The 9623-nt window shown below is 68.5% G+C and carries 6 protein-coding genes; 4 read left to right on the top strand and 2 right to left on the bottom strand.

Annotated features, from left to right (window positions below; all coding sequences use genetic code 11):
• Nucleotides 1-104 precede the first annotated feature (104 nt).
• From AOK08_RS29705 to AOK08_RS29695, 3 genes are all read left to right on the top strand, one after another.
• Nucleotides 105-770, top strand: a complete 666-nt coding sequence (locus AOK08_RS29705; RefSeq protein WP_055531775.1) for an HAD family hydrolase — start codon at nt 105-107, stop codon at nt 768-770.
• A 653-nt stretch (nt 771-1423) separates the two neighbouring features.
• Nucleotides 1424-6394: an NAD-glutamate dehydrogenase gene (locus AOK08_RS29700; RefSeq protein ID WP_055531773.1), complete on the top strand. Its 4971-nt coding sequence runs from the start codon at nt 1424-1426 to the stop codon at nt 6392-6394.
• A gap of 152 nt (nt 6395-6546) precedes the next feature.
• Nucleotides 6547-6984 (top strand): GtrA family protein, encoded by a 438-nt coding sequence (locus AOK08_RS29695; protein WP_079054348.1) that lies wholly within the window; start codon nt 6547-6549, stop codon nt 6982-6984.
• On the opposite strand, the gene AOK08_RS29690 is transcribed toward AOK08_RS29695, so the two are convergent.
• Both AOK08_RS29690 and AOK08_RS29685 read right to left on the bottom strand, forming a co-directional pair.
• Nucleotides 6981-7844 carry an ABC transporter ATP-binding protein gene (locus AOK08_RS29690; RefSeq protein WP_422125782.1) on the bottom strand — a complete coding sequence of 288 codons (864 nt, stop codon included), beginning with the start codon at nt 7842-7844 and terminating at the stop codon, nt 6981-6983. The two genes, AOK08_RS29695 and AOK08_RS29690, sit on opposite strands and share 4 nt — an antisense overlap.
• Entirely contained in the window at nt 7837-8769 is a 933-nt protein-coding gene (locus AOK08_RS29685) for an ABC transporter permease (RefSeq protein ID WP_055531769.1), read from the bottom strand. Before AOK08_RS29685 ends, AOK08_RS29690 begins: the two co-directional genes overlap by 8 nt.
• A gap of 198 nt (nt 8770-8967) precedes the next feature.
• Between AOK08_RS29685 and AOK08_RS29680 the strand changes: the two genes are divergently transcribed.
• Entirely contained in the window at nt 8968-9603 is a 636-nt protein-coding gene (locus tag AOK08_RS29680) for a TetR/AcrR family transcriptional regulator (RefSeq protein WP_055531777.1), read from the top strand.
• Nucleotides 9604-9623: the final 20 nt, after the last annotated feature.

Here is a 9623-nt window from a genome sequence, read left to right as displayed (position 1 = left end):
AAGCGCCGGACGGGCTGGGGGTGGCTGGGGGGACTGTTTGGGGTGTTCGGGTCTCGTCCTCCGGTGTCGGTCGGGCTGATGTGGGTGGGGGGTATTTTCTTCGTATGGGGAAGTACGGAGTGGCGCACATCGTGTGGGACTGGAACGGGACTCTGTTCCATGACACCGATGCGGTCATTGGGGCCACCAACGCCGCGTTCGCCGAGTTGGGGCTGGCGCCGATCACGCTGGAGCAGTACCGGGAGCTGTACTGCGTGCCCGTGCCGCGGTTCTATGAGCGGCTGCTCGGGCGGCTGCCCACGGATGCCGAGTGGGCCGTCATGGACGACATCTTCCACCGGTACTACGCGGAGCACCGGGTGGCCTGTGAGCTGGCCGTGGGTGTGCGGGATCTGCTGGCCGAGTGGCAGTCGGCGGGGCGCAGTCAGTCCATTCTGAGCATGTACGGGCATGACGAGCTCGTCCCGCTGGTCCGGGAGTTCGGGATCGAGCCGCACTTCCTGCGCGTCGACGGGCGGACCGGGCCCTCCGGTGGCAGCAAGACCGAGCACATGGTGCGCCACCTCGGTGCGCTCACCGGGGTCGAGCCCGCGCGCACGGTGGTCATCGGGGATGCCGCCGACGACGCGGTCGCCGCCCTGCACGTGGGTGCGCGGGCCGTGCTGTACACCGGCGGCTCCCATGGCCGGGCCAGCCTCGAAGAGGTGGGCGTGCCCGTGGTGGACACCCTGGAGGAAGCCGTCGCCGAGGCCGAGCGGCTGGCCGCGTAGTCGTATCCGGCGTAGCCACCCTGCGTAGCCGTAGCGGTAGCCGTAGCCGTAGCGGTATCCCGCGTTGCCGCGTGATCTTCGTCTAATCGAGTAATCGAGCGGTCGTACGATCTTTGCCGGGCTTCGGGGGCTGTGGGCCCCTGGCGCCCTGCCGTTCACCTCCTGCGGCTGCCTCCTGCGGTGGCGCAACCATCACTGTTCCGGCCATTTCGGGCCCCCGTTCTTCTCCACTGTGCAGAACGGCAAACTTCCCGACCTGCTTTTGTACTCAAATGGCTCATGACGTGGCCCCCGTCATGAGCGATAGCCTGGTGGCGTGATCAGCGCGATACGTCGCGGGGGCGTCATGGCCCCTGCCCTGCGCCCGGAATGCACGGACCACATCCGTGTCCGGGCGGTGATCGCTGGTCGGCGCGGGCGGGACGGAACCCCGAGGGTTCCCAGGACGCCGTACGCATCCCACGGACCGGCGTTGCCGAGAGCAGCGTCACACTCCGCCGGGGTGACGGAAATGGCTGATACCCCCCTGCTCTTTCCCCCTTGCGGCATAGCGTCGGAACAGACCGGAGACCCCGCGTCGAGGCGTTGTGCCGGAAGAGGGACCGAACTTCCTTCTACGTCACGCAACGGCGCGCGACAGGAGCCAGAGGACAATGCAGACCAAGCTGGACGAAGCCAAGGCCGAGCTGCTGGAGAGGGCCGCCCGGGTAGCTGAGAACAGCCCGGTCGGGGGGCGCCTACCGACTGGGACGACACGCGCGACCGGGCCCGGCCAAGACCCCGGAATCCCGGACCACGACACCGTGCTCGCGTTCCTCCAGCGCTACTACCTGCACACCGCCCCGGAGGACCTCGTCGGCCGGGACCCGGTGGACGTCTTCGGCGCGGCCTTCTCGCACCGCCGGCTGGGCGAGACGCGCCCTCAGGGCACGGCGAGCGTGCGGGTGCTCACCCCGACCGTCGAGGAGAACGCCTGGACCTCCAGCCACTCCGTCGTCGAGGTCGTGACCGACGACATGCCCTTCCTCGTCGACTCGGTCACCAACGAACTGTCCCGGCAGAACCGCGGCATCCACCTCGTCGTCCATCCGCAGTTCGTCGTACGACGGGACCTGACGGGCCGGCTCATCGAGGTACTGCCCGACCGGCCCACCGGGAGTGCGGTCGTCGGCGGCGACCTGCCGCACGACGCGCACGTCGAGTCGTGGATCCACGTGGAGATCGACCGCGAGACCGACCGCGCCGATCTGAAGCAGATCACCAGCGACCTGCTGCGCGTGCTGTCCGACACCCGTGAGGCCGTCGAGGACTGGGAGAAGATGCGCGACGCGGCGCTGCGCATCGCCGACGAGCTGCCCAAGGAGCCGACCGCCGGCGACCTGGTCGACCAGGACGTCGAGGAGGCGCGTGAACTGCTGCGCTGGCTCGCGCAGGACCACTTCACCTTCCTCGGCTACCGCGAGTACGAACTGCGCGGGGACGACACGCTGGCCGCCGTGCCGGGCACCGGTCTCGGCATCCTGCGGGCCGATCCGCACCACTCCGAGGACGAGGGCCACCCGGTCAGCCCGTCCTTCGAGCGGCTGCCCGCCGACGCCCGCGCCAAGGCCCGCGAGCACAAGCTCCTCGTACTGACCAAGGCCAACAGCCGCGCCACCGTGCACCGGCCTTCCTATCTCGACTATGTCGGGGTCAAGAAGTTCGACGAGAGCGGCGAGGTCGTCGGTGAGCGGCGGTTCCTCGGGCTGTTCTCGTCCGCCGCCTACACCGAGTCCGTGCGCCGGGTGCCCGTCGTCCGCCGCAAGGTCGAAGAGGTGCTGCGCTCCGCCGGGTTCTCGCCCGACAGCCACGACGGGCGCGATCTGCTCCAGATCATGGAGACCTACCCGCGCGACGAGATCTTCCAGACGCCGCCCGACGAACTCCGGGCGATCGTCACCTCGGTGCTGTACCTCCAGGAGCGGCGCCGGCTGCGGCTCTATCTGCGCCAGGACGAGTACGGGCGCTACTACTCCGCCCTCGTCTATCTGCCCCGCGACCGGTACACCACCGGCGTACGGCTGCGGATCATCGACATCCTGAAGGAAGAACTCGGCGGCAACAGCGTCGACTTCACCGCCTGGAACACCGAATCCATCCTGTCGCGGCTGCACTTCGTGGTCCGGGTCCCGCAGGGCACCGAACTGCCGCAACTGTCCGACCAGGACAAGGACCGCATCGAGGCGCGGCTCGTCGAGGCCGCCAGGTCCTGGGCCGACGGCTTCGCCGAAGCCCTCAACGCCGAGTGCGGCGAGGAGCGCGCCGCCGAACTGCTGCGCCGCTACGGCAACGCCTTCCCCGAGGGCTACAAGGCCGACCACACTCCGCGCGCCGCCGTCGCCGACCTCGTCCACCTCGAAAAGCTGGGCGTCGGCACGAACTTCGCGCTGAGCCTGTACGAGCCGGTGGGCGCCGCGCCCGGAGAGCGCCGCTTCAAGATCTACCGCACCGGCGAGGCGGTCTCGCTGTCCTCCGTGCTCCCGGTCCTCAACCGGCTCGGCGTCGAGGTGACCGACGAGCGGCCGTACGAGCTGCGCTGCTCGGACCGGACCGTCGCCTGGGTCTACGACTTCGGGCTCCGGCTGCCCAAGTCGCTGAGCGGCGGCGGGGATTATCTCGGCGACGACGGCCGCGAGCGTTTCCAGGAGGCTTTCTCGGCCACCTGGACCGGACAGGCCGAGAACGACGGCTTCAACGCGCTGGTGCTGAGCGCGGGCCTCGACTGGCGGCAGGCGCTGGTGCTGCGGGCGTACGCCAAGTACCTGCGGCAGGCCGGTTCCACGTTCAGCCAGGACTACATGGAGGACACCCTCCGGAACAATGTCCACACCACCCGGCTGTTGGTGTCGCTGTTCGAGGCGCGGATGTCGCCGGAACGGCAGCGGGCCGGTGTCGAGCTGACCGACGCCCTCATGGAGGAACTGGACGCGGCCCTCGACCAGGTGGCCTCCCTCGACGAGGACCGCATCCTGCGGTCGTTCCTCACCGTCATCAAGGCGACCCTGCGGACGAACTTCTACCAGCGGGCCGCGACCGGCAGGCCGCACGACTACGTGTCCATGAAGTTCGACCCGCAGGCCATCCCGGACCTGCCCGCGCCGCGTCCGGCGTTCGAGATCTGGGTGTACTCGCCGAAGGTGGAAGGCGTCCACCTGCGGTTCGGGAAGGTCGCGCGCGGCGGGCTGCGCTGGTCCGACCGGCGTGAGGACTTCCGTACCGAGATCCTGGGCCTGGTCAAGGCGCAGATGGTGAAGAACACCGTCATCGTGCCGGTCGGCGCCAAGGGCGGCTTCGTCGCCAAGCAGCTCCCGGATCCGGCCGTGGACCGGGACGCGTGGCTCGCCGAGGGGATCAGGAGCTACAAGACCTTCATCTCGGCGCTCCTCGACATCACCGACAACCTGGTGGCCGGCGAGGTCGTGCCGCCCGCCGACGTCGTACGGCACGACGAGGACGACACCTATCTCGTCGTCGCCGCAGACAAGGGCACGGCGACCTTCTCCGACATCGCCAACGAGGTCGCACAGTCGTACGACTTCTGGCTCGGGGACGCCTTCGCGTCGGGCGGCTCGGCCGGCTACGACCACAAGGGCATGGGCATCACCGCGCGCGGCGCCTGGGAGTCCGTCAAGCGGCACTTCCGCGAGCTGGGCGTCGACACCCAGAGCGAGGACTTCACCGTCGTCGGTGTCGGTGACATGAGCGGTGACGTGTTCGGCAACGGCATGCTGCTGAGCGAACACATCCGGCTGGTCGCCGCCTTTGATCACCGGCACATCTTCATCGATCCGAAGCCCGACGCGGCCGTCTCCTACGCCGAGCGGCGGCGGCTGTTCGAGCTGCCGAGGTCCAGCTGGGCCGACTACGACAGCCAGTTGATCTCCGCCGGGGGCGGCGTCTTCCCCCGTACCGCCAAGGCGATCACGGTCAACTCGCACATCCGCGAGGCGCTCGGCATCGAGGCCGGCGTCGGCAAGATGACACCGGCCGACCTGATGAAGGCGATCCTCCAGGCACCGGTCGACCTGCTGTGGAACGGCGGCATCGGCACGTACGTCAAGGCGAGTACGGAGTCGCACGCCGACGTCGGCGACAAGGCCAACGACGCCATCCGCGTCGACGGCGCCGACCTGCGCGTACGGGTCGTCGGCGAGGGCGGCAACCTCGGGCTCACCCAGCTCGGGCGGATCGAGTTCGCCCAGGTCGGCGGGAAGATCAACACCGACGCCATCGACAACAGCGCGGGCGTGGACACCTCCGACCACGAGGTGAACATCAAGATCCTGCTCAACTCGCTCGTCGTGGAAGGCGACATGACGGTCAAGCAGCGCAACAAGCTGCTCGCCCAGATGACCGACGAGGTCGGCGCGCTCGTCCTGCGCAACAACTACGCGCAGAACACGGCCATCGCCAACGCCCTCGCCCAGTCCAAGGACATGCTCCACGCCCAGCAGCGCTTCATGCGCCACCTGGTCAGGGAAGGGCACCTGGACCGGGCGCTGGAGTTCCTGCCGACCGACCGGCAGATCCGGGAGCGCCTCGGCGGCGGGCAGGGGCTGACCGGTCCGGAGACGGCCGTACTCCTCGCGTACACGAAGATCACCGTCGCCGACGAGCTGCTGCGCACGTCACTGCCCGAGGACCCGTATCTGCGGCGCCTGCTGGACGCCTACTTCCCGAGCGCGCTGCGCAAGAAGTTCCCCGAGCAGATCGACGGGCACGCGCTGCGCCGCGAGATCATCACGACCGTACTCGTCAACGACACGGTCAACACGGGCGGTACGAGCTTCCTGCACCGGCTGCGTGAGGAGACCGGCGCCTCGCTGGAGGAGGTGGTGCGGGCGCAGACCGCGGCCCGCGCGATCTTCAACTCCAGCGCGGTGTGGGACGCGGTCGAGGCGCTCGACAACACGGTCGAGGCCGCCGTCCAGACCCGGATCCGTCTGCACTCGCGGCGGCTCGTGGAGCGCGGTACGCGCTGGCTGCTCAACAACCGGCCGCAGCCGGTGCAGCTCACGGAGACCATCGAGTTCTTCGGCGAGCGGGTGAGCCAGGTCTGGTCCCAGTTGTCCAGGCTGCTGAGCGGCGCGGACCTGGAGTGGTACCAGCAGATCTACGACGAGCTGACGGGCGCCGGCGTCCCCGACGAACTCGCCACCCGGGTCGCGGGCTTCTCGTCGGCCTTCCCGACGCTGGACATCGTGTCGGTCGCCGACCGGATCGGCCGCGATCCGATGGACGTCGCGGAGGTCTACTACGACCTCGCGGACCGCCTCCACATCACCCAGCTCATGGACCGCATCATCGAGCTGCCGCGCGCGGACCGCTGGCAGTCCATGGCCCGCGCCTCCATCCGCGAGGACCTGTACGCGGCCCACGCGTCCCTCACGGCGGACGTCCTCACGGTCGGCAACGGCTCGTCGACGCCCGAGCAGCGCTTCAAGGCGTGGGAGGAGAAGAACTCGGCGATCCTGGGCCGGGCGCGTACGACCCTGGACGAGATCCAGAGCTCGGACGACTTCGACCTGGCGAACCTGTCGGTCGCGATGCGGACCATGCGGACGCTGCTGCGGTCCCATTCGTAGCCGGCAGCCGGTAGTACGCATGTGAACGGGTGCCCCTGGCCGTCATGGCCAGGGGCACCCGCGTTTTCTTGACAACTGTTAGAGAAAAGCAGACGGGGAATTTACCCTTTCCTGCTACACCGGACGCCTCGGATAAAGTCGCGTGCGTGAGTGTGAATGTCTCCGAGGACCGGCTGTCCGTTCCTGTCCGATCGGTGCGGCGCGTAATCCTTGAAACGGTGAAATTCGGCGCCGTCGGGGGCAGCGGTGTCCTGGTGAACTTCCTGTTCTTCAACCTGCTGCTGCACGGCCTGGGCTGGCAGGCGATGACGGCTACCGTCCTGGCCAGCCTCATCGCCATGGGGACGAACTATCTGGGATTCCGCTATTTCACCTACCGGGACAGGGCCTCACGCACCAGGTCGCAGATCGCGCTGTTCTTCGTGTTCAGCGCGATCGGCATCGCGATGGAAAGCGGTCTGTTCTACGTCGGTTATCACGGTCTGGGATTGCACGGTCCGGTCGAGTCGAACGAGGTGAAAGGCGTCTCGATCGTGCTCGCCTCGGCGTTCCGCTTCCTCGTCTACCGCACCTGGGTGTTCCGGCACTAGGCCGCCGGGGCGGGTTTGGCCGGCCGGTTGGTGAAGGCCTCGTACGCCTCCAGAACGTCTTCTGTCGGGCCGTCCATGCGGAGTTCGCCGCGTTCCAGCCACAGGACCCGGTCGCAGGTGTCGCGGATCGACTTGTTGTTGTGGCTGACCAGGAACACCGTGCCCGCGTGCTGGCGCAGTTCGCGGATGCGCTCCTCGGAGCGCTGCTGGAACGAGCGGTCGCCGGTGGCCAGCGCCTCGTCGATCAGCAGGACGTCGTGGTCCTTGGCGGCGGCGATGGAGAAGCGCAGCCGGGCACCCATGCCGGAGGAGTACGTCCGCATGGGGAGGGTGATGAAGTCGCCCTTCTCGTTGATCCCCGAGAAGTCGACGATGCCCTGGTAGCGCTCCTTGATCTGTTCCCGGGACATGCCCATCGCGAGACCGCCGAGATAGACGTTCCGCTCGCCCGTCAGGTCGCCCATCAGGGCCGCGTTGACGCCGAGGAGGGAGGGCTGGCCGTCGGTGTAGATGTGGCCGTTCTCCACCGGCAGCAGTCCGGCGACCGCCTTGAGCAGCGTCGACTTGCCGGAGCCGTTGGTACCGATCAGGCCGACGGCCTCGCCCCGGTAGGCGACGAAGGACACGTTCTTGACGGCGTGCACCGTGCGGACACCGGCCGCCTTCTCGCTCTGCTTGCGCCGCACCATGCGGTTGAGGGCGGCGGTCGCCGTACCGCGTCCGGCACCCGTGCCGTTGACCCGGTAGACGATGTCGACGCCGTTGGCGACGACGGTGGGAATCTGCTCGCCCGCGCTGCTCACGTCGTTCAGGTTGCCCGGGTTGCTCACGTCGTTCACGTCGTTCGGGTTCTCAGCCACGGCCGTACGTCTCCTCAGCCTTCCAGAAGTAGATGAAGCCGCCGACGCCCACGACCAGTGCCCAGGCGGCGGCGATCGGCCAGACATGCGCGGGCAGCTGGTCGGAGTGGTAGCTGTCGATCAGGGCGAAGCGCATCAGGTCGATGTAGACCGCCGCCGGGTTGGTCTCCAGCATCACCGTCACCACGTGCGGCAGATGGTCCTTCTTGGACAGCTTGCCGAGGCTCCACATGACCCCGGACACATACATCCAGGTCCGCAGCAGGAACGGCATCAACTGGGCGATGTCCGGGGTCGACGCGCCCATCCGGGCCATGATCATCGCCATGCCCGTGTTGAACACGAACTGGAGTACGAGGGCGGGGATGACCAGCAGCCAGGAGGCGGTGACGGGGATGCCGAAGCAGAGCAGGATCACGATCAGCGCGGCCATCGAGAACATCAGCTGCTGGAGCTGCTGGATGCAGAAGGAGATCGGCAGGGCCGCGCGCGGGAAGTGCAGCGCCCGGACGAGGCCGAGGTTGCCGGCGATGGCGCGGGTGCCCGCCATGATCGAGCTCTGGGTGAAGGTCCAGATGAACACGCCCGTGACCAGGAAGGGGATGTAGTCCGGCACGTGTTGCTTGGTGCCCAGCAGGACGCCGAAGATGAAGTAGTAGACCGCCGCGTTGAGCAGAGGGGTCATCACCTGCCAGACCTGGCCGAGCTTCGCCTGGCTGTACTGGGCGGTGAGCTTGGCGGTGGCGAACGCGGTGATGAAGTGGCGCCGCGCCCACAACTGGCCGATGTACGCGGGCAGGCTGGGGCGGGCGCCACTGACCGAGAGGCCGTACCGGACGGCGAGTGCCGTGAGGTCGTCGCCCGCCTGCCTGACCCCGGAGGGGGGTGGCGTGGACTGGGGCGGTGTGTGGAGGGCCTGGCTCACATCCGCTGCTTTCGCTCGGGGGAATGGGGTGCGCGTCCGGTTCCCGTTTCAGGCGTCCCCCGCCGGTTCCTTGGGTTCCTTACGCGATTCTTGCCATACTCTTACGTCGGGACGGGACCGTATCGTCGTAACGGGAGCGTATTCCGATTCGGCGTCGGAACGCAACCGTTCCGTCGTCACGCGCCTATGCTGGTCCTCATGACGACGAACACCGACGAGCCCGGGACGGCGCCGGCACGGACCCGCCGACGGGCCCCCGCCGGAGCCGCCGTACTGCGGGAGGACGTGACGGAGGCCATCCGGGCTGCCGTGTTCGAGGAACTGGCGGCCGTCGGATATGCCCGGATGTCCATCGAGGGCATCGCGCGCCGGGCGGGCGTCGGCAAGACGGCGGTGTACCGGCGCTGGCGTTCGAAACTGCACCTGGTCCTCGACCTGGTCTCGGCGCTCGCGGTGCAGGGGCTGCCGGCGCCGGACACGGGCACGCTGGAGGGTGATCTGCGGCTGCTGTACGAGCTGACGTCCCGCGCGCTGCGCCACCCGGTGGCCTCGCAGGTCATCCCCGACCTCCAGGCGGAGGCGGCGCGCAACCCCGAGATCGCCGACGCCATGCAGAAGGCGCTGCGGGAGGGGCAGGACGGGGTCGCGAGCGGAATCGTCGCGGCGGCGGCGGAGCGGGGCGAGATCCGCCAGGGCGTCGACATCGACCTGGCCCTCGACCTGATCTCGGGGCCCCTCTACTGGCGCTCGGTCGTGATCCGCAGCCCGAAACTCCCGAAGGGGCACCTGGCGGCGCTGGCCAGGGCGACGACGGCGGCGCTGAAAGCGCTGTGACGGGCGGGGCGCGGCTTGGG

Source organism: Streptomyces graminilatus (assembly GCF_001418565.1).
Classification (GTDB): Bacteria; Actinomycetota; Actinomycetes; order Streptomycetales; family Streptomycetaceae; genus Streptomyces; species Streptomyces graminilatus.
The sequence above is the reverse complement of the archived record's forward strand: the minus strand, read 5'-3'. Positions and strand labels throughout refer to the sequence as shown.